Source organism: Bradyrhizobium sp. Ash2021, from assembly GCF_031202265.1.
Lineage (GTDB): Bacteria > Pseudomonadota > Alphaproteobacteria > Rhizobiales > Xanthobacteraceae > Bradyrhizobium.
In genome coordinates this window covers 1048270-1070394 of sequence record NZ_CP100604.1, presented here as the reverse complement: position 1 = coordinate 1070394, position 22125 = coordinate 1048270, and the positions used below count along the sequence as shown (strand labels likewise).

At 63.3% G+C, this 22125-nt stretch carries 20 protein-coding genes; 4 read left to right on the top strand and 16 right to left on the bottom strand.

What is annotated here, in order from left to right; all coding sequences use genetic code 11:
• The first annotated feature begins 205 nt into the window (after positions 1 to 205).
• On the top strand, positions 206 to 1207 hold the full coding sequence (locus tag NL528_RS04990; protein ID WP_309181612.1) for a helix-turn-helix domain-containing protein: 1002 nt from the start codon (positions 206 to 208) through the stop codon (positions 1205 to 1207).
• Between the two features lie 60 nt (positions 1208 to 1267).
• On the opposite strand, the gene NL528_RS04985 is transcribed toward NL528_RS04990, so the two are convergent.
• Positions 1268 to 2509 (bottom strand): threonine ammonia-lyase, encoded by a 1242-nt coding sequence (locus NL528_RS04985; protein WP_309181611.1) that lies wholly within the window; start codon positions 2507 to 2509, stop codon positions 1268 to 1270.
• Between the two features lie 171 nt (positions 2510 to 2680).
• On the opposite strand from NL528_RS04985, the gene NL528_RS04980 reads away from it, so the two are divergent.
• Positions 2681 to 3607, top strand: coding sequence for a LysR substrate-binding domain-containing protein (locus tag NL528_RS04980; protein ID WP_309181610.1), 927 nt, complete (start codon positions 2681 to 2683; stop codon positions 3605 to 3607).
• A 9-nt stretch (positions 3608 to 3616) separates the two neighbouring features.
• Here NL528_RS04980 and NL528_RS04975 read toward each other — a convergent pair whose 3' ends face one another.
• Together NL528_RS04975 and NL528_RS04970 are read right to left on the bottom strand one after the other, a co-directional pair.
• Positions 3617 to 4216: a thiamine pyrophosphate-dependent enzyme gene (locus NL528_RS04975; protein ID WP_309181609.1), complete on the bottom strand. Its 600-nt coding sequence runs from the start codon at positions 4214 to 4216 to the stop codon at positions 3617 to 3619.
• Positions 4213 to 4788, bottom strand: coding sequence for a thiamine pyrophosphate-binding protein (locus NL528_RS04970; RefSeq protein WP_309181608.1), 576 nt, complete (start codon positions 4786 to 4788; stop codon positions 4213 to 4215). Before NL528_RS04970 ends, NL528_RS04975 begins: the two co-directional genes overlap by 4 nt.
• Before the next feature lie 333 nt (positions 4789 to 5121).
• Here NL528_RS04970 and NL528_RS04965 point away from each other — a divergent pair, with 333 nt between their 5' ends.
• On the top strand, positions 5122 to 7791 hold the full coding sequence (locus NL528_RS04965) for an EAL domain-containing protein (protein ID WP_309181607.1): 2670 nt from the start codon (positions 5122 to 5124) through the stop codon (positions 7789 to 7791).
• 27 nt (positions 7792 to 7818) lie between these two features.
• Here NL528_RS04965 and NL528_RS04960 read toward each other — a convergent pair whose 3' ends face one another.
• Complete coding sequence (locus NL528_RS04960) at positions 7819 to 7998, bottom strand: hypothetical protein (protein ID WP_309181606.1); 180 nt, start codon at positions 7996 to 7998, stop codon at positions 7819 to 7821.
• A 422-nt stretch (positions 7999 to 8420) separates the two neighbouring features.
• Between NL528_RS04960 and NL528_RS04955 the strand changes: the two genes are divergently transcribed.
• Complete coding sequence (locus NL528_RS04955) at positions 8421 to 8735, top strand: hypothetical protein (protein WP_309181605.1); 315 nt, start codon at positions 8421 to 8423, stop codon at positions 8733 to 8735.
• A 60-nt stretch (positions 8736 to 8795) separates the two neighbouring features.
• Here the strand turns inward: NL528_RS04955 and NL528_RS04950 are convergent, their stop codons facing one another.
• The 12 genes from NL528_RS04950 to ctaD form a co-directional block, all read right to left on the bottom strand.
• Positions 8796 to 11024: a tetratricopeptide repeat protein gene (locus NL528_RS04950; protein ID WP_309181604.1), complete on the bottom strand. Its 2229-nt coding sequence runs from the start codon at positions 11022 to 11024 to the stop codon at positions 8796 to 8798.
• A 27-nt stretch (positions 11025 to 11051) separates the two neighbouring features.
• Positions 11052 to 11372: a hypothetical protein gene (locus tag NL528_RS04945; RefSeq protein WP_309181603.1), complete on the bottom strand. Its 321-nt coding sequence runs from the start codon at positions 11370 to 11372 to the stop codon at positions 11052 to 11054.
• Positions 11366 to 13906, bottom strand: coding sequence for a tetratricopeptide repeat protein (locus NL528_RS04940; RefSeq protein WP_309181602.1), 2541 nt, complete (start codon positions 13904 to 13906; stop codon positions 11366 to 11368). The genes NL528_RS04945 and NL528_RS04940 overlap by 7 nt, the downstream gene beginning before the upstream one ends.
• A 17-nt stretch (positions 13907 to 13923) precedes the next feature.
• Complete coding sequence (locus NL528_RS04935) at positions 13924 to 14247, bottom strand: hypothetical protein (RefSeq protein ID WP_309181601.1); 324 nt, start codon at positions 14245 to 14247, stop codon at positions 13924 to 13926.
• 197 nt (positions 14248 to 14444) lie between these two features.
• The gene (locus tag NL528_RS04930) at positions 14445 to 16103 is read right to left on the bottom strand and encodes a porin (protein WP_309181600.1); all 1659 of its coding nucleotides are present in this window, start codon (positions 16101 to 16103) and stop codon (positions 14445 to 14447) included.
• A 283-nt stretch (positions 16104 to 16386) separates the two neighbouring features.
• Positions 16387 to 17154, bottom strand: coding sequence for an SURF1 family cytochrome oxidase biogenesis protein (locus NL528_RS04925; protein ID WP_309181599.1), 768 nt, complete (start codon positions 17152 to 17154; stop codon positions 16387 to 16389).
• Positions 17151 to 17540: a DUF983 domain-containing protein gene (locus tag NL528_RS04920; protein ID WP_309181598.1), complete on the bottom strand. Its 390-nt coding sequence runs from the start codon at positions 17538 to 17540 to the stop codon at positions 17151 to 17153. The genes NL528_RS04925 and NL528_RS04920 overlap by 4 nt, the downstream gene beginning before the upstream one ends.
• 74 nt (positions 17541 to 17614) lie before the next feature.
• Positions 17615 to 18511, bottom strand: coding sequence for a cytochrome c oxidase subunit 3 (locus tag NL528_RS04915; protein WP_309181597.1), 897 nt, complete (start codon positions 18509 to 18511; stop codon positions 17615 to 17617).
• 92 nt (positions 18512 to 18603) lie between these two features.
• Positions 18604 to 19248 (bottom strand): cytochrome c oxidase assembly protein, encoded by a 645-nt coding sequence (locus NL528_RS04910; RefSeq protein ID WP_309181596.1) that lies wholly within the window; start codon positions 19246 to 19248, stop codon positions 18604 to 18606.
• A 5-nt stretch (positions 19249 to 19253) separates the two neighbouring features.
• Positions 19254 to 19418 carry a CoxF protein gene (locus NL528_RS04905; protein ID WP_309181595.1) on the bottom strand — a complete coding sequence of 55 codons (165 nt, stop codon included), beginning with the start codon at positions 19416 to 19418 and terminating at the stop codon, positions 19254 to 19256.
• A gap of 18 nt (positions 19419 to 19436) precedes the next feature.
• Positions 19437 to 20375, bottom strand: a complete 939-nt coding sequence (locus NL528_RS04900; RefSeq protein WP_309181594.1) for a heme o synthase — start codon at positions 20373 to 20375, stop codon at positions 19437 to 19439.
• Between the two features lie 64 nt (positions 20376 to 20439).
• Positions 20440 to 22059 carry a cytochrome c oxidase subunit I gene (gene ctaD, locus NL528_RS04895; protein WP_309181592.1) on the bottom strand — a complete coding sequence of 540 codons (1620 nt, stop codon included), beginning with the start codon at positions 22057 to 22059 and terminating at the stop codon, positions 20440 to 20442.
• Between the last annotated feature and the right edge of the window lie 66 nt (positions 22060 to 22125).

Genomic DNA, 22125 nt, shown 5'->3' with positions numbered 1-22125 from the left:
ACCTTCATGATTCCGCGCGCAGATCGTCGCGGCCCGACCAAGCGCGTTGTCGACGCACCAAAGTTGTGCCTAAATGTCCGCGCGGTGATTTGGGCTCGGCGGACTGCTTCATCGCGCAGCTTTCGATCGTGGTCGAAACAAACGGCCAGGCTCGTGAGCCGGGAAGCGGTCAATGCGAAGTTCTGAGGCAAGGGAGCCTCGAATCATGAGCCCGCATCTTTCGGTTAACAGCTGTCGTCTGGACAGTTTTGAGGGTCTTCATCAGGCTATACGGGGATCCCAGGTCGAGGTGATGCAACTCGGACGCGGAAAGTTTCGCGGCGCGTTGAGCCACGTCGGCATCGGAGATTTCTCGCTCAGTATTGGTTCGTTTTCCGTCGGCGTCCGCACCCAACGCATTGCGACCGACGACAAGCTCGTCATCGGAATGCTGCTGAACGCGGAAGATCGCGTCACCCATTGGTCTTTCGACATGCGGCCGGCCGACGTCCTGGTCATGCCTCCCAGTACCGAGCATGACGGAACTTTCCACGCCGCCGCTTCCTACGCGGCGATCCGTCTCGATCTGGCCGAGGTCGCCTCTCTGTTCAGGGGCGAACCACGATTGAGCGATCCAGCCACATGGATCAGCAAGAGCCATTATCGAGCGGACCCCTCGATCGGCATTGCATCGACGCGCCGATTGCCGCTGATCGTTTCCCGCCTGGCACGGCAACAGGCGGCGTTGTCCGACGGTGCCGCCGATTTCTGGAAACGGGCAATTGTTGACGCCGTAACGGCAACGATCATGCATTCACTGCCACCAGACAGCCGCGGCCCGTTGCCATCGGCGATACAGCTGGTCAGGAACGTCGAGGATTATCTCGACAAGGCCGGCGCCCGGCCCGTCCACATTTCAGAAATCTGCGCGCATTTCAACGTCTCGCGGCGGAGTCTGCATCGCGCGTTTGACGACGTTCTTGGTCTGGGACCCGTGACGTTCCTGCGCCACAAGCGGCTGTGCGCCATTCATTCCGTTCTGAGGCAGAGCGACCCTGCGGCGGTCACCGTTGCCAAGGTGGCGATGCAGCAGGGCTTCATTGAACTCGGACGCTTCTCCCACTACTATCATTCGCTGTTTGGCGAATATCCATCGGAAACGCTCGGTGGTCGCGGGGCTCGGGCCCGTCAGGAGCCTGGCCGGCATGCCGCTGGAATATCTGCGTGATCGGCACGGGCCGAACCGGGTAATGGCATCCGGCCCTTTGGGAAGAACCCGTCCGCGCCGCTACTCGCCGCCAATATCGACGGCGATGTTGGCAGCCTTCAGCGCCGCAATGGTCGAAGCCAGATGCGACCGGTCCCGGGTTTCGATCACCACCTCGAGCTGCACCGCCTTTGCCGGCAGATCGGTGAAGATGCGCTGATGCGACACCTCGACGATGTTGGCGCCGGTCTTGCTCAGGACCGCGACGACGGTGGCGAGCTGGCCGGGCCGGTCGACAATGTCGAACCTCAGTTGCGACAAGCGGCCCTCGCGGGCCAGTTGACGCGTCAGCACGCCCGCGAGCAGCCGCGTATCGATATTGCCGCCGCTGAGGACCAGACCGACCGCACGGCCCTTGAAGCGCGCCTCATTGGCGAGCACCGCGGCAAGGCCCGCTGCACCCGCGCCTTCGGTCACGGTCTTCTCGATGGTGATGAGGAGGCTCAGCGCCTGCTCGATCTGCTGCTCGGTGACGAGCACGATGTCATCGACCAGCGCGCCGACGATCTCGGACGTGATCCGGCCAGGCGCCTTGACCGCAATCCCCTCCGCCAGCGTATCGCCGCGCATCGCAAGCTGCTGCCGCTTGATCAAATTGTACATCGACGGATACAGCGAGGCCTGCACGCCGACGATCTCGATACCGGGCTTGAGCGTCTTGGCCGCGACGGCGATGCCGGAGATCAGGCCGCCGCCACCGATCGGCACGATCAGCATGTCGAGGTCGGGCACCGAAGCAAGCATCTCGAGCGCGATGGTGCCCTGACCGGCGATGATCAAGGGATCGTCGTAGGGATGGATGTAGGTCAGGCGCTCCTTGCGGCCATGCTCCGCGGCGAGCGCCGCGGCTTCCTCCAGCGTCGCGCCGCCTTCGATCACATTGGCGCCGTGCCGGCGCGTGTTCTCGATCTTCATGGTTGGCGTGCCCAGCGGCACGAAGATGGTTGCCGGGATCAAAAGGCACGCCGCGTGATAGGCCACGCCCTGCGCGTGGTTGCCGGCCGAGGCGGCAATCACGCCCCGCCGCCGTTCATCGGCGGACAGCGCCGACAGCCGGTTGAGCGCGCCGCGCTCCTTGAAGGTCGCGGTGAACTGCAAATTTTCGAACTTGAGCCAGACGTTGGCACCGGTGATGTCCGACAGCGTGCGGCTGCGCTCGAAATTGGTCCGCTTCACGTGGCCGGCGAGCACGGAAGCGGCCGCCTCGACGTCGCGGAGGGTGACCGGCAAGCGGGCAAGGGAGGCAGTCAATGTTTCGCTCATCAATGTCGCCGGTCTATTCTGTTACCTATGTAGCCGGTTAGGACCGATCGCGATACGCCCCCTTCAAGGGCGGTCTGGTCCAAAGCGGGGCCTGTTGACGTTCATCGCGCAAGTCCATTTATGGTCCTGAATGCATATGATGCTTGTGGGATGAATCATTTAAGGTAGCCGATGGATCTCAAGCAATTGCGTACGTTCCGGGCCGTGGCGGAGCTCGGGAGCCTCAGCAAGGCGGCGGACCGCCTTCGGGCCGCGCAGCCTGCGCTCAGCCGGCACATCAAGCTGCTCGAGCACGAGCTTCGGGTCGAGCTGTTCGTCCGCAACGGGCGCGGCATGCTTTTGACAAGTGCGGGCCGGATGCTGCTCGACCGCACCACGGGTCTGGTCCGCCAGATCGAGCAGGTGCGCGACGATTTGCAATCGGCGAGCGGCAAGCCATCCGGACGCGTCATCCTCGGGCTGGTTCCGACGGTGAGCGCGGTTTTCTCCGGACGGTTCGCCCGCCGCGTCATCACGGATTTTCCGGATATCTCGCTGCGCATCGTGGAAAGCTATGGCGGGCATCTGGTGGAATGGCTGCACCGGGGCGAGATGGATCTGGCGATCACCTACGGCCCCGCGGTGGATCTCCATCTCCAGGTGCAGTCGATCGGGCGCGAAGACATCGCCGTAGTGGGGCCGCCGGGGTCGGGCCTCAACAAGAAGAAGCACGTCGACCTGAAATGGCTGGTGAAGCAGAACCTGATCGTTCCCAGCATTTCGCACGGTCTGCGGGCCCTGCTGGAAAAGGCCGTGGCGCGGGAAAAATTGTCGCTCAACCCGCTGATCGAGGCCGATTCCTATCGCGCCCAGATCAGCCTGATGGAAGAGGGACTGGGCTACACGCTGCTGCCGCCCTCCGCCATCCGCGCCGAACTGGCGGCGCAGCGCCTGGAGATGGCCGCCCTCGTCAGCCCGTCGATCTCGCGCGAACTCATCCTGGCATCGCCGATCGACCATCCGACGTCGATCGCCACGACAACGATCTCGACGCTGATCATGTCCGAGATCGAACAGCTTTCGAAGGAAGGTTTCTGGAAGATCAAGATGACGGTATGACAGCGCGCCTCAATTATAGAGCGCGCTGTCGCCGAGAACCGACTGCCGGAACCGCGTCGTCAGGATGACGCCGTCGGCCGGCGGCATCACGAAGACCAGCGCCTCGGGATTGATCTTGATCTGCGCAAACACCGGTCCGCTTCCCTGATGCGCGAGATCGCGGATTTCGGTGACCTCGGCTGGCGTTCTGACCACCCGCGACGTCCGAATGCCGGCCGCGGCCGCCATCGCTGCCAGATCCACGCCGGCGGCGGTGTGGGTCTTCTGCATGCCGGTTTCGCCGAAACGCTCGTTGTCGAGCACCGCGATGGTCAGGTTCGCAGGCTTCTCGACCGCGATGGTGGCCAGCGCCCCAATGCTCATCAGCATCTCGCCATCACCGGTGATGACGAGCACCCGCCGCTTCGGCTGCGCCATCGCAAGTCCGAGCCCGATCATGGAAGCGGCGCCCATCGCGCCCCACAGCGGAAAATTATTGGGGTGATCGCCCGCGGCCGAGACATCCCAGTTCGGCGCGCCGAGGCCGGCGATCACGAGCAGATCGCCGCGCGCCCGCAACAGTTCATTGACGACGTCGCGACGGTGAAGCAACGCATTCGGATGGGTCATTTGCGGGCAAGCTCCTTGAAATTCTTGGCGCCGAGCACGCGCTGTCCGATCAGGACCGCCGCCGGCCGCCAGGTGTTGAAAGCGAGGTTCGCAGCGCCCTGGACCGTCGAGGCGACCAGATCAGGCTCATCCGCCCGCGTCACGATCACGCCCATCGCCTCCAGCACCGCGCGTGTCCCCTGCCCCATCGGGATCTGCCACGGGTTGAACTCACCCCAATCGCCGCGCATCGTCACGATCATCAGCAGCGGCATGTGGCAGATGGCGGGCAGCGAGAGCATGTTGATGCAATTGCCGACGCCGCTGGACTGCAGCAGGAGCACGCCGCGTTCGCCGCCCAGCCAGGCGCCGGCCAGCATCGCCACGCCTTCTTCCTCCGTCGTCAGGGTGACGAGGCGGGTTTCCGGATCGGCCTCGAAGGCGCGGATCAGGCGGCTATGGCCGGCATCCGGCACCATCGCGACCTGGCGCACGCCCGCGTCCTTCAGCGCACGGTAGACCTCGTCCGGCCAGGACGGCAGGGCCGGCGCTGGCGACGCCTGGCCTCCGGCTTTTGCTCCAATATCAGCCATCGAACTGCGTTCCCTCTCCGATTCGCGTGCTTGGTCTGCCGCGAGAGTAAACCGTTGCCGCAAAGCTGCGAATTTCAATGTCGACATGGCTTCTATTGCAAATTTGAAACCCTCGGCACCAGCTGCGCAGGCCAATATCGAGACTGCCCGGAGCAGTATTCACCCGCGCTCGCTGCGGATCATTAGCGAATTCTTAACGATGATATCTTTCCGCCGGATGGAACCGGACCGAAGAACCATTTCAACACCGATGGACCATAGGCTCTTCGCCAAAACGGTGCCTCCGCCGGGACAAGGCCTCGATGGCTTCCAGGCGGGCACCAGGGTTGGATGATGCTCGAACACGATTGCCCTGTGATAGAGGACCCGGATTTCCTGCTGGCGGCACTCGAGCGGGCGAACGATGCCGTCGTGATCGTCGACAGCGATCTGCGCGTCAGCCATTTCAACGCGGCAGCCGAGCTCGTCTGGGGGCTGAACCGCACGGAAGTGCTCGGTCGTCATGTAGGCTGTCTGGGGCTTGAAGATCTGCAACAGCATTCGGCGCCGGTCTCGGGTGAAACGAGCGGCGACGACGCTTTCAGGACACGCAGCTCCGAGATCACGATCAAGCGCAAGGATGGCAGCCGGGTTCGCGCCGCGCTGTCGCTTTCGCGTGTCGAGGCCGGCGGCCGGACCTCGACCATCGCCTACGTTCGCGACATCACCGCCGAAGCCGATCGTCGCGCCCGATCGGCGCTGCTGTCGGAGGTCGCGGACCGCACCAACCGCGCCGTCGTCGTCACCGATCCCGACCGGAGGATCGTCTATGTCAACGCGGCGTTTGCCGGAATGTTCGGCTACACGCCCGAGGAGGCGACGGGACGGCAGCTGCGCGAGTTGATCGCGGGCCGCCATACCGATCCCGAGACGCTCGCAAGATTGCGGCGCTGCATCGATGAGGAAAACGGCGGCGAGGAGGAAGTCCTCGCCTACGACAAGAACGGCGACGAGATCTGGGTCTCGGCCAACGTCAAGGCGTTCCGCAACGCCCGCGGGCAGGTCAAGTACATGTTCGCCCTGCTGACCGATATCACCGAGACCAGGCAGTTGCGGTCGCTGCAGCAGCTGATCATGAACGCACTGGCCGATGAAATCCCCTTGACCGATATCGCCGATCGGCTTTGCCGGCGTGTCGAGGAGATCGCGCCCGATGTCGTGTCCTCGCTGCTCCACATCGACACCGCTGGACTAATTCATCCGCTGGGCGGCCCCAGCCTTCCCGAGGATTATTCCCGGGCGCTGGATGGCGTCGCCATCGGCCCGGATATCGGCTCCTGCGGTTCCGCGGCGTATTACGGCGAGGCCGTGCTGGCGCAGGATATCGACACCGATCCGCGCTGGCAGCCGTTCAAGACCCGGCCGCTCGAGGTCGGCTTGCGCGCCTGCTGGTCGACGCCGATCAAGGGCAAGGATGGCCGCGTGATCGGTACCTTCGCCTTCTATTTCAGGGAATGCCGCCCGCCAAGCCGCTGGCATCAGCGCATCGTCGACGCCTGCGTCCATCTCGGCGCGCTGGCGATCGAGCGCAAGGAAGCGCGCGCCCAGATCGCGCGGCTCGCCTATTACGATACGTTGACCGGCCTGCCGAACCGCGCGCGCTTGCGCGACATGATCGCCGAGGCGGTCCAGGCCTGCCCCGCCGGTGGACACGTCGCGCTGGCGTTTCTCGATGTCGACAATTTCAAGGACGTCAACGATACGCTTGGACACTCGGCCGGCGACGAATTGCTGGTCGAATTCGCCCAACGCCTGCGCGCGCAGATTCAGCCGGGCGACCTGCTGGGACGTCTCGGCGGCGACGAATTCGTGATCGTGTTGCCGAACCGCGACGCCAGCGAGGCCTCAACGGTCGCTTCGCGGATCACGGAAGCTGTCTCCACGCCGCTCCCGATCGGAACCAGGCAGGTGCCAATGTCCGCCAGCATCGGCATCAGCATCTATCCGGACAACGCTGATGACATCGATACTCTGATACAGCAGGCCGATGCGGCCATGTACAAGGCCAAGCGCGCCGGCCGCTCCACCTATCGCTTCTTCTCGGCGGACATGGACCGGCTCGCCGAACAACGGCTGGCCCACAGCGCGGCGTTGCGCAGTGCGATCGCCAACGATGCCCTGAAGTTGCATTATCAGCCGCAGATCCGGACGAGCGATGGCGCCATCCATGGCGTCGAGGCGCTGGCGCGCTGGCATGACCCGGTGCTCGGCGAGGTCTCGCCTGCGAAATTCATCCCGCTGGCCGAAGAGTGCGGACTGATCGAGCAGATCGGCCTGTGGTCGGTCCGCGAGGCCTGCCGGCAAATGGCGGAATGGCGCAAGGCCGGGCTGGATATCCCCTGCGTGTCGGTCAATCTGTCGCCGATCAATTTCCAGAACGTGAATCTGGCATCAGTTGTCGCCGGGATCCTCGCGGATCACGGCCTGCCGGCGGAAGTGCTGATGCTCGAGATCACCGAGGGCGTGTTCCTGAACGAGCGCTCGGTCGCGATCGAGACCATGAATGCCCTTCGCAAGCAGGGTGTCGGCCTGTCGCTGGACGATTTTGGAACCGGCTATTCGAGTCTCAGCCGGTTGGCGCATCTGCCAATCCGCGAGCTGAAGATCGATCGCAGCTTCATGCGCGATGTCGAGAGCGACCCCACTGCGCGGGCGATCGTTACCACCGTGATCCGCGTTGGCCAGAGCCTGCAGCTCACCGTCGTGGCCGAAGGCGTCGAAACAGATGGGCAGAGAGACTTGCTGGCGGAACTTGGATGCGACGTCGTTCAGGGATTTCTCTATGCGCGCGCGCTGTCACCTCCTGCGTTCGGGCGTTGGCTGCTTGACCACAGCGCCACGCGGGCAGGTGCGATGCTCAGGCGCGTTGGCCGATCCCTGGCCCGGCCGCCGGCCGGGTTTTCGCCTCATGATGCGCAAGCGGGCGCGGGATCGCATCAGGCGGGCGTCGCCAATACCATTTAGGCAATGGTTGGCACTCTCTGCACGTGGTCACCCGATGTGCCATCGGCCCTTGTGAATATCGAACTTGACCGAACCTTCGCTCCGCATTTTCATCAGGAGCGATTGGCATGCTTCCTCATTCGGAATATTGGCGCGCCGCATCACCTCGAACACCTTCAGCGGCTTCTCGCGCAGCGCTTCCAGAATCTTCTCTCGCTCATTTAGCATCGCTCAAACCCCTTTTGCTTTTCGACGGTATGGCCCACGAGCGCAAAATTGCAAGCGGTTAAAAGCAATTCGACTGCCGCAACATGTAAGGAGGGCTGGCCAACGGGTCCGCGCGAGGCGCGGCCCGATGCCAGATTCCGGCTTAACCCGCCTTTTGTCATCAATGGAGGGCGACTATGCTTCGCTACCCCTGCGGGCCGATCTGATTTGCAGTCGGCTCGAATCTTACCTAGCGTAGCCGAAATGTTGGGACGAAAACTTCAATGCAGCCTGATCGATCGAATGCAGCCAGAGGATGTTCGGAATGCACGGCCTGCTGTGACGGCTGGCTGAGGATCACTGTCCGCGGTCAGGATGTTTCGCCGGGAAATCCCTGCCGCTTCAGTGTCGCGCACAAATGCAGCATCTACCAGGACAGGCCGGTGGATCCGTGCCAGCAATTCATTTGCGGGTGGCTCGCCGACAACAGTCCGCTTCCCGAATGGATGCGGCCGGACAAGGCGAATTTGATTCTGCTTGCCTCAAACTTTCAGTGGCGGGGCGTCCCGGTCCATGTTGCCGTCGCCGTCGGCGCACGGCCGAAGGAGAAAGCGATCAACTGGCTGAAGGAGTTTTGTCGGCAGAGCCAGCGGCCGCTGATCTTCCAGACCGACGGCGAATGGATCGCATATGGCCCCCCGCAATTCCAGACCGAAATGGCGGAGCGGCTGTCGAGCGGCAAGAATCCGTGGACGTGACCGAGTGACCCTGCGCGAATTGCGATCCGCGGAGCTCACAGTGAGCAAGGGTTTTCCAAACTACTTGCTGCCGGGATTTCGCACCGCTTTGTCCAAAAACTCCTGGAGCGATGCGATGCAGTCAAGGTCGCGGTAGATTCGACGCTTCTGGTCACGTATTTGGGCGGACAATCGGCTTCGCTTCGTTGCGTCGCGGCCGAGCGCGCCTGCAAAGCCGACATATTCATCGACGGTCCGCGCCGTGGTCTCTCCGACCCCCATCATGTCAAGGATCGCCGCCGCGTGGCGGCCGCGCATCATCGCGCCGGCCAATGTCACGATGGGAAGATCGTGAACGAGGCTCTCCAGGATCGAATTGCAGCCCGACCAGCCGATGCTATCCAGCACGACGTCGCATTGACCGATGGCGGCGACGAACAGATCCGGCGCAAGCCGGGGCAGGAAAACACAGTGATCGCCGGCGCTGAGAGCGGCGGCCTTGAAGGCGCGCTCGAGCCTATTTCGGAACAAATTGGTGACGCCGCTACCGCCTCCGAATTCGATGAAAGCAAATTGGGAGTCGGGAACCTCCGTGGCGATGCGCGCGAAGACCTCGTCGAATTGCGGCAGGTACTTTGGCAACGATTGGCCGCACCAATAGACAACGGCATTTTCGCGCAGACCGAGCTTGGCCCGGTCGATCCCGGGCGGCGAGACGTCCGGCGGTTCGACATAGATCGATAGATTGGGCAACCGCACCAGTTTTTCAAAATAGTGATCGGCGGCGTCCGCGGGTTCCATGAGATCGCTGCTGATGAAGTAATCGACGGTCGGAAATCCCGATGTGACCGGGTGTCCCCAGGAAACGCACTGAACCGCGGCGAGCCGCTGCGCCGCGAGTTGCGCCGACACCTTGTCCATACCGATTTCGGGAAAGATCAGAACATGCGGCGCGTCGTCGAGGACCGCGCGCCGCCACCCGTCGAGTGATAGCGGACCCTGCACGAAGCGGTCGCACATCGCTGCCGCCGCCTCGGTCTCGCCATCGCGCTCAGGGTTCGTGTAATAGCCGGAGACGTGAAACCGATCGCGGTCCAGCATTTTGAGCCATCCTTTGATCGGGATCTTCCAGTTCGAATGCTGCCGGAAAAACCCGCTGACGATACCGAGCCTGATCTTCTCGCCCGCGGCGGGCGGATCCGGGAAAACCGGCGTCTGATATCTCGCGGCCATGATTTTGCAGACCAGCGCGCCATAGCGAGCTTGAAGCTCGCGGTCGTTGCGGCCCTGATAGGGAAGATAGAACGGCTGATGCGACCCGATCGCCTCGGTGAGCGCGGCGGGGACGGCCGCGCGTTCCAGATTCGCGGACAGTTTTGCCAGCCGGCTTGCATAGGCCGCGCGCCGCTCGTCGATCTCCGCTGCGTCCGCGTAAAGCGCGGGAAGCTCCGCCATGCACAAAGCGAGTTCGGCTTCCAAAAAATCCGGCCTGAGCGCAACCGCACGCTCGAAATGCGCCCGCGCTTCCGCGATCCTGGTCTCACCACGCAGCGCGACGCCGCAATTGTAGTGCGCCATGAAGAAGTTCGGCTCGAGCCGCAGCGCTGACCGATATTGCGCGATCGCTTCCTCGCGCCGGCCGAGGCTGCGGAGAATATTGCCAAGATTGTTGCGGGCACCGGCGCTGTCCGGACGCAGTGCGACCGCCCGCTCCGCATGGGCCAGCGCTTCAGGCAGCCGATCGCTGTTCTGAAGCAGCAAAGCCAATTGGAGATGGGCGTCGACAAAGTCGGGGCGCAGCGCGATGGCGCTGCGGTAATGCTTCTCGGCGTCAGGCCGTTGACCAGCCAGTTCGAGCACCGAGCCCAGATTGAAATGGGCAAGCGGCGAATCGGGCGCGGCTTTCAGGACCTGTTCGAACTGCACCAATGCTTCGTCGAGGCGCCCGAGCGACCGCAATCCGCGTCCGAGATTATTGCGCGCCTCGATATATCCGGGATTAAGCGCCACCGCGCGCTCGAAGCAGGGGATGGCGTCGGCAAACGATCCATTGGCGGCGAGGATCACGCCGCGGTCGTTGTGGGCCTCGGCAAATGCCGGATCGAGGGTCACGGCGCGGCCGAGCAGCGACGCCGCATCGGGCCGTCCGAGCTGATGGGCGACCACGCCGTAGAGGTGAAACGCGCGCGCGTTGCCTGGATCAGTATCGCAGACGGACTGGTAGAGCCGCTCGGCCTCAGCGAGACGGCCGGCGCGATGGTGCACCATCGCGGCTGCGAGCGTCTGCTCTGAACGGCCCCCCGCGGTCATGACCCTGTTCCGAAACCAGCCCCCCGTTCAGCGCCCGTCGCAAGACCGGTAGCGACCGAGACCCAAATCTCGCTCGCAGGGACTTCCGTAGACCCAGACCGGTTGATCGCAGGGCAGCGCACGCGTCGACCGAAACGGCGTATCGCAGGCGATGTTCTGGGCGGGATGCAGCACCAGCGTCGGGCCGTCATAGGGCGCCGGCGCGACCGGTTGCGCCTGGTATCGAACAACATGCGCGTGACGATGATGTCTTGTATAATTCTTTGGCGCCTTATAGGCATCGGCCCATCCCTGGCTGGTGCCGAATGCCACCAAAGAAGCCAGCGCGACGACGATTCGCATCAACATGGTTGCTCTCCCTTATTTCCCGCAGCCGTCTCGATTGAAAATGCCGCTGGCCTCTCGCCGGAAAGCCAAGTCTGCCACATTCGCGCGTAGGCCGCCTCGATATTTCCCGTCAACTTTGGCAGATCGAACAACGCACATGTGTCACGGCTTTCCTGCAAGGTTTGCCGCAGCGCGGCCAAGCGTTGCGGGTCACGCGCCAGCGCCAGCGCGGTCTGTTCATACTGTTCGAGCGATTGCGTGATCAATTCGGCCATACCGGTCGCCGTCAGCAGGCTGCCGGCGACCCGGCCGGCGAAGGTTTCCCCACTGCAGGTGAGCACGGGAACTCCGGCCCACAGCGCATCGCTCGCAGTGGTGTGGGCGTTGCACGGCAAATTATCGAGAAACAGGTCGGCGTGCCGGTGGCGCCCGAGATGCTCGGCTGACGGGACGACCGGGGCGAAGACCAGCCGGGTGGGGTCGACGCCGCGTTTGCCGGCTTCCGCACGGAGGTTCTGTTTCACAAGCTGGTTGGCCTCGAGCAGCCACAAGACGCCGCCGGGAACCGAACCCAGCAGGCGCATCCAGATATCGAAAAGTGCCGGCGACAGCTTGTAGGAGTTGTTGAAGCAGCAAAACACGAGTCCTTCGGCCGGCAGGCCACATTGCTGCCGCGAGACGCCGGCGGTCACCTCGCGCCGCCTGTCGTTCACCTGATAGCTGCAGGGAAGGTGGACCAGCCGCTCCGAAAAGAACGGCTGCTGGCTCGCCGGAACGACAAGGGGATCGACGATGATGTAGTCGATGAAATCGGCCCCCATGGTAGCGGGGTAGCCGAGATAGCTCACCTGCACCGGCGCCGGGCGATGGGCCGAAATCGCCGGTCGCGCGTGATGGGTATAGCCCTTGAGATCGATCAGGATGTCGACCTGGTCGGCGTGAATGAGCCGTGCCGCTTCGCGGTGAGACGCGGCGCGGATGTCGACAAAGCGATCGAATCCGCGCGCCAGCCGCGAGCGCATCGGGCTGTTGTCGTCGGGTCCGTAGGAATAGGCGAAAACCTCGAAGCGGTCGCGATCGTGGCGCTCGAACAACTCGGCCATCAGCCCTGCCGTGGCGTGCTGATGAAAGTCTCCCGAGAGATAGCCGAGCCGGATGCGCCCGCGCCCGACCGATACCCGATGCGGAAAGACCGCGTCCGGCGGCGGCCTGATCGGCTCGATCCATTGCCGGGCACAGACCAGTTGATCCCCGGCGGATGCCGGCGTCGAGAGCAGGTAAAACGGCGGGATGCGAACCCCCTGCCGCACCATGCCGAGGAGCTTCTCCTGATCGGCAGTGTAATCATCCCAGGCGCACGCCTGCGCGCGATGATAGGTGAGCTGGCCGAAGGCATCGGCGTAATCGGGCCGAAGCCGCAACGCGTTGCGATAGGCCGCGATCGCCTCGGACAGATTACCGAGCTCTCGCCAGGCGTTGCCGAGATTGTAAAATGCCTCGGGGAAATCGGGCCTGTGCGTCAAGGCCTGTTGGAACGCCGCCCGCGCTTCCTCGAACCCGCCCTGCGCCAATAACGCCGTCCCCAGATTGTTGCTTGCATCGGCGTGATCGGGCATGCGCTCGAGCAAGGCGCGGTAAAGATCGATCGCCTCGCTTGCGCGTCCGAGTTCCTGAAGCACGATGCCGGCATTGTTGATCGCGTCGGTGTAATCCTTCCGGAGCTCGATGGCCCGGCCGTAATCCGCCAGCGCCGCTTCCAGTTTCGACTGCTGCTGCAGCACCGTGGCGCGATTATAGATCGCCTCGGCATAGTCCGGCTGCAGCTTGACGGCATCATCGAAGGCCGCGAGCGCGGCATCGGGGAGACCCTGGTCCTTCAAGACCGTTCCGAGATTGTTGTGAACGACGGCAATGCCGGGGTTGAGCGAAATGACCCTGCGATAGGCCGCTTCGGCGGCTTTCAGCTCATGCTGTTGATGCAGCACACCGCCGAGATTGAACCCGGCCTCCGCGTAGCCCGGCCTGAGCGCGAGCGCTTCGCGATAGGCCGACGCCGCCTGGTCGGGCCGGCCCTGCATCTGAAGCAGCACGCCGATGTTGTTGTGGGCCTCGGCATAGTCTTGCCTCGCCGTGATGGCGGACCGATAGGCTGCCATGGCTTCGTCGAGATCGCCGTGCTGCCTCAGCGCGTTGCCGAGCGCCAGGAAGGCCTCCGCGTAATTCGGATTGAGTTTGATGGCATGCCGGTGCGCGGCGATGGCGTCCACCAGCCTGCCCTGCTGCTGCAACACCGATCCGAGATTATTGTGACTCGCCGGATAATCCGGCCGGAGCTCGATCTCTCGTCGAATCAGCCGCTCGGCGCTTGTCAGATCGCCCTGCTGCGCGGCGATGATCGCAAGGTTGCCATGCGCCGCCGCGTTGGTGGGATCCATTCTCAGGACCGAAGCATAGAGCCGCTTCGCATCTCCTATTCTGCCCTTGCGGTGTGCTGCCAGGGCATCTTCCAACAGCTGTTGCGGTGTCGAATGTCCCACAGCGTCGTTCGTTCTCACGCCGAATCCGGCCGCATTCAATTGGGCTGCCGATAATTGGTGTACTGGATATCGAAACTGGTCGCGCCATAGAGCTTCACATAGACGATCGGACCGGTGAGCTTGACTTCGTCGATCGAGCGCGGCCCCTTGAACAGGGTTCCCTCGTTCTCATGGCCGGCGGGATAGATCACGGCCTGGCCCGTCGGCGGCGTGAGCGTCACGATCATGGTCACCGCGGTCGCCGATTCAGGAATGTATTTCGACACGTCGACCTTGATCGGTGTCGGCTCGACGGGCTGATCTGGCGGGACTTCGGCCTGCGCAAATTGCACCAGGGCCGGCGGCGGCTGCATATCCATGGTCTGGTTCCCTGTAACGCTCGCAGGTCTGCCAAATTCTACCCTGGCGAGGTGCCGGTAAAATCAATTTCTTGGGGCATCCTGCCGGCGTTCGACGATCGATGGCGATTGGACTTCCCGGCCGCGATCGAAGCAGATCGCCTAAAGCGAAGGGGGACCCGTCGCCAAGTCCCCCTTCATCCCCTGTTCGCTGGCGCTCAGAAGTTGAACGTCATACCCGTGGTCGCAGCTCTGATGGTTGCGCCACCGATCGTGTTGTTGAACTGATCGCGAGAGCAGACCTGGTAGCCATGGCCACTCGCACCAAGGCAGTAGTGCGCGCCCGGACCTTGATTGAGCTGGGAGCCGACAATGTACCAGCTGGCCCAATCGCTGAAGTAGTAGCGGGCGCCGATCGCATACTGGCTGGCGTCATTGCTGAACAGGTTTCCTTGCAACGTTGCCAACGGTGCCAGCACCGGATCGTTGACGCTCAGCATCGCCGGGTTGCCTGGGCTCTTGAAAGCGTGGGCGTAAGACGCGCTCAGTGCCCACATGCCGATCCGCTGCGTGGCGCTGGCGAATACGGCATCGCGCGAGCGCTCGTTGAACGGTTGTTCGGCAGGGGTCACCTCGCGCCGGATCCACTCGTAATAGGCATTCAGCTGCAGGTCGCCGAGACCATCGTTGAAGTGATAGCCGCCGCCCACCTTCGCAGCCCATTCGTTGTGCGTGCCGGTCAAGACTTGCGAACCATCCGCCAGGAAGACCGGTGCGAACGCGGGCGTACCGGCCAGGGCGGGTTCGAGCCCGTCGTCGCCATGACGATTGACGTGCTCGTGGAGCTCATAGGCGGCGATCGCCGAGAACGGCCCGTTCTTGTAGGTCAAAGAAGCACTATAGGCGTTGCCGAAGGAGCCGTCGGTACAACCGTTGCCGCCGATGTTGCCGGGAAGCGCGCCACCGGTGTTCGGGAAGTTGCTGCCGCTGCCGCGGGCCGACGCGCCGTTGCATTGAAAGATATCGCCGTATGCATAGTCGCTGTTGTCCTTGGCCTCGTTCTGGCCGGGCGAGGCCAGCGCGCTGAACTGGAAGCCATTGAAGATCGGCGATTCATACCAGACCGCGTGGTTCATGCGCCAATCGAACTCGGCGCGGTTGTCGCCGCCGGTATTGCCCATGATCGAATTATAATCGCCAAGCGTTCGAGTGAACGGATCCATCGCCGCGGTGGATTTCTTGTACGGCGTATCGGTTTTACCGGCCTTGATGGAGCCCCACGGCCCCTCCATCCCGACGAAGCTGTCGCGCGTTCCGAACGCCGCGCGCTCGGTTGGCGCCGACGCGAAATCGACTTGAGATTCGATCTGGGCCACGACGGCCATGCCGTCCCAGCCATACGGCGCGAGGTTATGCCTGACGCGAATACCGAAGCTGGAAATGTTGCTCGCGACGCCGAATTTCGTTCCCTGATCGTAAACCGAGGGATTGAAGACGTCCCCTGAAAGATCGATCGAGCCGTAGAGCGTAACCGTCGTGTTGTCGATCAGCGGTCCCAACGGACCCGCCTTGACCGGAATGCCGCCAATCGTCATGCCGCCGGGCTTGGGTGCCGGTGAGGTCGCGACGCCGGCGTGCAGAACCGGATTGCCCTTGAATTTGCTGGGGTCGGTAACGGCCGGCGCGGCCGCCGGCGCCGCTGCTACCGGCTTTGCCGCGGACAGGCTGCGCACTTTTGCGCGCAGCTCGGCGTTTTCTTTTTCGATTTTGTCGAGCCGAGCTATCACGTCATCGAGTGTCGCAGATCGTGCCGCACCGCTGAACGAGACCAAGCAAAGAGCGGCGCAAGCCGTCCCCGATAGAAGCGTATTCCTCATGACGTTTTTTTCCCCGCGTTCGTAGTCGATTCAACTTACGAGCGTGGGGAGCGTAATGTATACCAAATGCCATAGGAAAGAGCTGGGGGTCCTTAGCGTGACAAATATGCAAAGTGTCGCAAAAAAGGTACATGAGTACTGCCGCAATGCAGCATTTTGTCGCAGGGATCCTCCATAACGTCGCACCCGCTTTGGTTGTGGCACGTATCTCTGACTGACTGATCGATCAAAGCATTCTAAACAAGGCGCTTTCGGCCCGCTTGTCGAAGCGAGACGCGTCGGGTCAACCTCGCCGCTGCGCTCGCCACCACACGCCGAACGCGATCACCACCGCGCCCGCCAGCGCAAACCAGGTGACGGCGTATTGCAGGTGATCATCCTTGAGGTGAACTTCGAGCGGCCCGGGTTTTGGAATGCCGCTGGCGGGCACCGGACTTTCCAGATCGATGTAGAACGGCGCGATTTGTTTGCCGCCCTCGCTCCAGCCGAGCGCGCGCGCCATCGCAAGATGATCGCGCGTGAACCACAGCCGCCTGGCGGCATTTTCAGCCGGCGTCAGCGTGCCCGCGCTTTCGGGAAAGCGGATATAGCCGGTCAGGTTCACCGGCGCATCGGTGACGAGCCGGCTCACCGCGCGATCCTGCTGGGCGCGATCCTGCATCGTGTTCTGCACGAAGCCGGCATTGACCACGACGATCGCTCCATCCGGCAGCCGCGCGGGCAAAAACGCCCAGGTGCCCGGACCGGAGACATCCTCGCGCACGGCCGAGCCGGAAGAGTAGACCATGGCGTCGGCAAGCTTTGCGTAGGTCGCGGCAAAGCTGACGCGGCGGAATTCGTCGTGTGCCTGCGTCAGCGCGCTCCATTGCGAAGGCGCCGGCAGCGCCTCGGGCGCGGCGGCGAGCCGTTCGTTCAGCGCCGCGATCAGAACGTGCTTCTCGACCCGGCGCTGCAATTGCCAGATCCCGAGGCCGGCAAACACCGCCACCATCACCAGCGTGAAAGCGCCAAAACCGGCGATGCCGCGGCGCCGCGAAACCGATCCGGTCATTTCGGCTCGCGGTCGATCAGCCGGCCGGGGGCGGCCTTGTGATGGAATTGCAGCGCGATCAGCAGCGACTTCATCGAGCGCAACGGCAGCAGCGTGGTCGCCAGAATCAGCGGCAGCCAGAGCACGGCGTGCAGCCAGAACGGCGGCTGGTATTTCACTTCCACGATCAGCGCGGCGCCGACCACGATCGCGCCGGCCAGCATGATGATGAAAATCGCAGGGCCGTCGCCGGCGTCGATAAAGGCGTAGTCGAGCCCGCAGGATTCACAGCGCGGCGCCAGCGTGAGAAAGCCCGCGTAAAGCTTGCCCTTGCCGCAGCGCGGGCATTTGCAGGCGATGCCGCGCATTGCGCTTTGCGCCAATGGGGGCAGCGTCTGATCCGGCATGCTCTGGTCTTTCGTTGTTTTGAAACAAAAAGGGCGGCCCTGCGGCCGCCCCCTTGTATCACAATGGCTTCTGGCTAATGCGCGCCGTGCGCGACGGTTTCCGCGCCATGGAACCAGACATAGATGCAGATGAACAGGAACAGCCACACCACGTCGACGAAGTGCCAGTACCAGGCGGCGAATTCGAAGCCGAGATGCTGGGTCGGCGTGAAATGGCCGGCATAGGCGCGGATCAGGCAGACGGTCAGGAAGATGGTGCCGACCAGCACGTGGAAACCGTGAAAGCCGGTCGCCATGAAGAAAGTCGCGCCATAGATGTTGCCGGAGAAGCCGAACGCGGCGTGGGCGTATTCATAGGCCTGCACGCAGGTGAAGGTGGCGCCGAGCACGATGGTCAGGATCAAGCCGTATTTCAGTCCCTGGCGGTCGTTCTCCAAGAGCGCGTGATGCGCCCAGGTCACCGTGGTGCCCGAGGTCAACAGCAGCAGCGTGTTGAGCAGCGGCAGATGCCAGGGATCGAAGGTCTCGATGCCATGCGGCGGCCAGGTGCCCGGCACGCTGCAGGCGCCCATCGCCGTTCCGGCGCCGCAGCCGAACACCGCGTCGCGCGTGGCGTGGACCGCGTCGGCGGGGAACAGCGCGGAGTTGAAGAAGGCCCAGAACCAGGCGACGAAGAACATCACCTCGGAGGCGATGAACAGGATCATGCCATAGCGATGGCTGATCTGCACCACGCGGGTGTGGTCGCCCTTGTACTGGGCTTCGCGGATCACGTCGCCCCACCAACTCGCCATGGTGTAGAGCACGCCGATGGTGCCGATGCCGAACACGATCGGGGCCGCCGCATACATATGATGCATCCAGCCGATCGCACCGACGGCCATGATGAACGCCGAGATCGACCCGACGACCGGCCACGGGCTCGGATCGACGAGATGATAATCGTGGTGCTTGACTTGCGCCTCAGCCATTGCGGTCTCTCCGTTAGCGGTGCCGTATCCTTCGGCACGTATTCGTCTCAAAAATCAAATCGAAAAATTCCAGTAGCCCGGAATTCCCGGTGTCAGAGGTTTCCCTTGCGCTTGTCCGGCTCGCTCGCAGCCAGCGGCTTCGGCAAGGGATCGCGCACGGGATAGAAGGTGTAGGACAGCGTGATGGTGTTCAGGCCGTCGTTCTCGCTGTCGGCGGCGAGCGCCGGATCGACATAGAACACCACGGGCATGTCGCGCTTCTCGCCCGGCGCCATGGTCTGTTCGGTGAAGCAGAAGCAGTTGATCTTCTCGAAATACGATCCCACCGTCAGCGGGGTGACGTTATAGGCGGCCTGGCCGGCGGTGGTCCGCGCCGCCTGGTTGGTCACCGAATAGAATATCGTGACGACTTCGCCGATCTTGACCTCGATCTCGTTCTGCTCCGGCACGAACTTCCACGGCAAACCGGGTGCGACATTGGCGTCGAAACGCACTGTCACCTTGCGCGCCAGCGGCGCGCCCGAGGGCGCCGAGGTCGCCACCTGGGTGGTACCGTTGAAGCCGGTGGCGCGGCAGAACCAGTTGTAGAAGGGAACGGCGGCGTAGGACGCGCCGACCATCAGCACCACGACGAAACCGCAGATCGAGGCCACGACCGCATCGCGCGTCAGGCCGCGGCGCGAGACCATTTTGTGGCTTGCGGCAGGCGCTTCGCGTTGAGTGGGTTGCTCTGTCATATCAACTACATCGGCCGCACGAGAACGGCCGGCCCCTTGACCAGGGTGACCGCGAAAAACAACAGGACCAGCACGCCGAGCGCGAGCGCGATCGCGATCGAGCGGTGACGGCGGCTTCTTTTCTGCGCCTCGGTGAGGACGATTCCATCTGGCATCCGCTTGTCGTCCATTCGCGTCCCATGCGCCCCCTACCCGATCGCCGATGCGGCGGCGCGAACAACGACCTCGAGCAACAGGGTCGCGAACAGCGCGAACAGATAAAGGATCGAGAAGGCAAACAGTTTTCGCGTCGCGCGCGTGGCCACAACGCCCTCGCGGCGGCGATAGACGTTGATGGTGAGCGCCAGCATGCCGGCGCCGAGCACCAGCGAGGTCACGCCATAGACCGCGTCGAAATAGCCGAGCGGCCAGGGCGCGACGGCGACGGCCACCAGCACGACGGTGTAGAGCAGGATCTGCAGCCGCGTCGCGTCGGGACCGGCGACGACCGGCAGCATCGGCACGCCGGCGCGGGCATAATCGTCGCTGCGGAACAGCGCCAGCGCCCAGAAATGCGGCGGGGTCCAGAAGAAGATGATCAGGAACAGCAGAATCGGCTCCATCGACAGCGAGCCGGTCGCCGCCGCCCATGCCACCACCGGCGGCAGCGCGCCCGCGGCGCCGCCGATCACGATGTTCTGCGCGGTCCAGCGCTTCAGCAGCATGGTGTAGATCACGACGTAGAAGAAGATCGTGAACGCGAGCAGCCCGCCCGCGACCCAGTTGACGAGAATGCCGAGCGTCATCACCGAGAAGAACGCCAGCGTCATTCCGAACGCCGTCGCTTCGGCTTGCGTGATGCGCCCGCGCGGGATCGGCCGGTTGGCGGTGCGCGACATCAACGCGTCGATATCGCCCTCATAGGCCATATTCAGCGCGCCGGAAGCGCCGGCGCCGACCGCGATGCAGAGGATCGAGGTGAAGGCGAGGACGGGATGGAAATGGCCCGGCGCGATGATGAGGCCGACCAGTGCGGTAAAGACCACCAGCGACATCACCCGCGGCTTCAATAGCGCGATGTAGTCGCCGACCTCGGCCTCGGAAATCCGAGGGCTCAGCTCGATGGCGTTGTGATCGACAACCGACAAAACAGATCTCGCTTTGGTTAGAAGCACGGCGCGCCCTAGAGCGGCGCGCCGTGCATTTTTTGGGTTACTGCACGCGCGGCAGCACTTCGAACTGGTGGAACGGCGGCGGCGACGACAGCGTCCATTCCAGCGTGGTGGCGCCGGCGCCCCACGGATTGTCGGCCGCCTGCTGCTTGCGCACGAAGGCGTCGATCACGCCGTAGATGAAGATCAGCACGCCGAAGCCGGAGATGTAGGAGCCGATCGAGGACACCAGGTTCCAGCCCGCGAACGCGTCGGGATAATCGACGTAGCGGCGCGGCATGCCGGAGAGGCCGAGGAAGTGCTGCGGGAAGAACACCAGATTCACGCCGATGAAGGTGAACCAGAAGTGCGCCTTGCCGATCGCCTCCGAATACATGTACCCCGACATTTTCGGGAACCAGTAGTACCAGCCGGCGAAGATGCCGAACACGGCGCCCAGAGACAGCACGTAGTGGAAGTGCGCGACCACGTAATAGGTATCCTGCAGCACGCGATCGACGCCGGCATTCGCCAGCACGACGCCGGTGACGCCGCCGAGCGTGAACAGGAAGATGAAGCCGATCGCCCACAGCATCGGCGTCTTGAACTCGATCGAGCCGCCCCACATCGTCGCGATCCAGGAGAAGATCTTCACGCCGGTCGGTACCGCGATCACCATGGTGGCGGCGACGAAATAGGCCTGCGTCGCGCTGGACATGCCGACCGTGTACATGTGGTGCGCCCACACCACGAAGCCGATGCCGCCGATCGCGACCATGGCGTAGGCCATGCCGAGATAGCCGAACACCGGCTTCTTCGAGAAGGTCGAGACGATCTGGCTGACCATGCCGAACGCGGGCAGGATCAGGATGTAGACTTCGGGATGGCCGAAGAACCAGAACAGATGCTGGAACAGCACCGGGTCGCCGCCGCCGTCGGCGGCGAAGAAGGTGGTGCCGAAATTGCGGTCGGTGAGCAACATGGTGATCGCACCGGCCAGCACCGGCAGCGACAGCAACAGCAGGAACACCGTGACCAGGATCGACCACACGAACAGCGGCATCTTGTGCAGCGTCATGCCCGGCGCGCGCATGTTGAAGATGGTGGTGATGAAGTTGATGGCGCCGAGGATCGAGGAGGCGCCGGCCAGATGGATCGACAGAATGGCGAAATCGACCGCCGGTCCGGGATGGCCCGAGGTCGACAGCGGTGCATACAAGGTCCAGCCCGCGCCGACGCCGTTGGCGCCCGGCTCACCCTCGACGAAGGTCGACAGCAGGAGCAGCGCGAAGGAAGCCGGCAGCAGCCAGAACGAGATGTTGTTCATGCGCGGGAACGCCATGTCGGGCGCGCCGATCATCAGCGGCACGAACCAGTTGCCGAAGCCGCCGATCATCGCCGGCATCACCATGAAGAAAATCATGATCAGGCCGTGCGAGGTCACGAACACATTGTAAGTGTGGGTTTCGTGGAAGATCTGGACGCCGGGATACATCAGCTCGGCGCGGATCGCGATCGACATCGCCGCACCAATGACACCCGCGATGATCGCGAACACCAGGTACATCGTGCCGATGTCCTTGTGGTTCGTCGAATAGACGAAGCGCCGCCATCCGGTCGGATGAGCGTGCGCGTGATCGTCATGGGCGTGGTCGTCGTGTGTCGCTGCGCCTGTTGCCATGTTCCAAATCCTGCCTTGCAGTCCCTTGATCGGACCCTTTAGGTCCCGTCGCCCTTGTCCCGTTGC

Coding starts and splice junctions, on each gene's coding strand:
- NL528_RS04990 (WP_309181612.1), top strand. CDS start 206: ATGAGCCCGCATCTTTCGGTTAACAGCTGTCGTCTGGACAGTTTTGAG.
- NL528_RS04985 (WP_309181611.1), bottom strand. CDS start 2,509: ATGAGCGAAACATTGACTGCCTCCCTTGCCCGCTTGCCGGTCACCCTC.
- NL528_RS04980 (WP_309181610.1), top strand. CDS start 2,681: ATGGATCTCAAGCAATTGCGTACGTTCCGGGCCGTGGCGGAGCTCGGG.
- NL528_RS04975 (WP_309181609.1), bottom strand. CDS start 4,216: ATGACCCATCCGAATGCGTTGCTTCACCGTCGCGACGTCGTCAATGAA.
- NL528_RS04970 (WP_309181608.1), bottom strand. CDS start 4,788: ATGGCTGATATTGGAGCAAAAGCCGGAGGCCAGGCGTCGCCAGCGCCG.
- NL528_RS04965 (WP_309181607.1), top strand. CDS start 5,122: ATGCTCGAACACGATTGCCCTGTGATAGAGGACCCGGATTTCCTGCTG.
- NL528_RS04960 (WP_309181606.1), bottom strand. CDS start 7,998: ATGCTAAATGAGCGAGAGAAGATTCTGGAAGCGCTGCGCGAGAAGCCG.
- NL528_RS04950 (WP_309181604.1), bottom strand. CDS start 11,024: ATGACCGCGGGGGGCCGTTCAGAGCAGACGCTCGCAGCCGCGATGGTG.
- NL528_RS04945 (WP_309181603.1), bottom strand. CDS start 11,372: ATGTTGATGCGAATCGTCGTCGCGCTGGCTTCTTTGGTGGCATTCGGC.
- NL528_RS04935 (WP_309181601.1), bottom strand. CDS start 14,247: ATGGATATGCAGCCGCCGCCGGCCCTGGTGCAATTTGCGCAGGCCGAA.
- NL528_RS04930 (WP_309181600.1), bottom strand. CDS start 16,103: ATGAGGAATACGCTTCTATCGGGGACGGCTTGCGCCGCTCTTTGCTTG.
- NL528_RS04925 (WP_309181599.1), bottom strand. CDS start 17,154: ATGACCGGATCGGTTTCGCGGCGCCGCGGCATCGCCGGTTTTGGCGCT.
- NL528_RS04920 (WP_309181598.1), bottom strand. CDS start 17,540: ATGCCGGATCAGACGCTGCCCCCATTGGCGCAAAGCGCAATGCGCGGC.
- NL528_RS04915 (WP_309181597.1), bottom strand. CDS start 18,511: ATGGCTGAGGCGCAAGTCAAGCACCACGATTATCATCTCGTCGATCCG.
- NL528_RS04910 (WP_309181596.1), bottom strand. CDS start 19,248: ATGACAGAGCAACCCACTCAACGCGAAGCGCCTGCCGCAAGCCACAAA.
- NL528_RS04905 (WP_309181595.1), bottom strand. CDS start 19,418: ATGGACGACAAGCGGATGCCAGATGGAATCGTCCTCACCGAGGCGCAG.
- ctaD (WP_309181592.1), bottom strand. CDS start 22,059: ATGGCAACAGGCGCAGCGACACACGACGACCACGCCCATGACGATCAC.